This is a genomic window from Leptotrichia sp. OH3620_COT-345, from assembly GCF_003932895.1.
In the GTDB taxonomy this organism is placed as follows: domain Bacteria; phylum Fusobacteriota; class Fusobacteriia; order Fusobacteriales; family Leptotrichiaceae; genus Pseudoleptotrichia.
Genome location: NZ_RQYW01000160.1, coordinates 1 through 331, shown reverse-complemented (window position 1 = coordinate 331; position 331 = coordinate 1). Strand labels below are relative to the sequence as shown.

1 tRNA gene and 1 rRNA gene are annotated in these 331 nt (G+C 32.3%); both read left to right on the top strand.

Annotated features, from left to right (window positions below):
- Nucleotides 1-92 (top strand): 5S ribosomal RNA (rrf, locus tag EII29_RS11695); the annotation flags it as partial.
- Nucleotides 93-112: 20 nt separating this feature from the next.
- Nucleotides 113-189: transfer RNA gene (locus EII29_RS11690), tRNA-Asn, on the top strand.
- Nucleotides 190-331 lie beyond the last annotated feature (142 nt).

The window sequence follows — 331 nt, the reverse complement described above, 5'->3', positions numbered from 1 at the left end:
ATACACCCGGTTACATTTCGAACCCGGCAGTTAAGTCTGTTTACGCCTAAGATACTTAGAGTTCATCTAGGGAAAATCGGTAATCGCCAAACTTTTTTCTAGATATATGTGTGTCTCCGTAGCTCAGTCGGTTAGAGCATTTGGCTGTTAACCAAAGGGTCGTTGGTTCGAGTCCAACCGGGGACGCCATTTTTTAGTATATATATATTATTTTAAGATGTTAATATTATGTGTTAGAATTATTTTAATGCAACATTACTTTACTGTTTTTTTTATACATTTATTTTTTCTTATATTATTTCATATCTTGTTTTAAAATTTTAATTGGGTT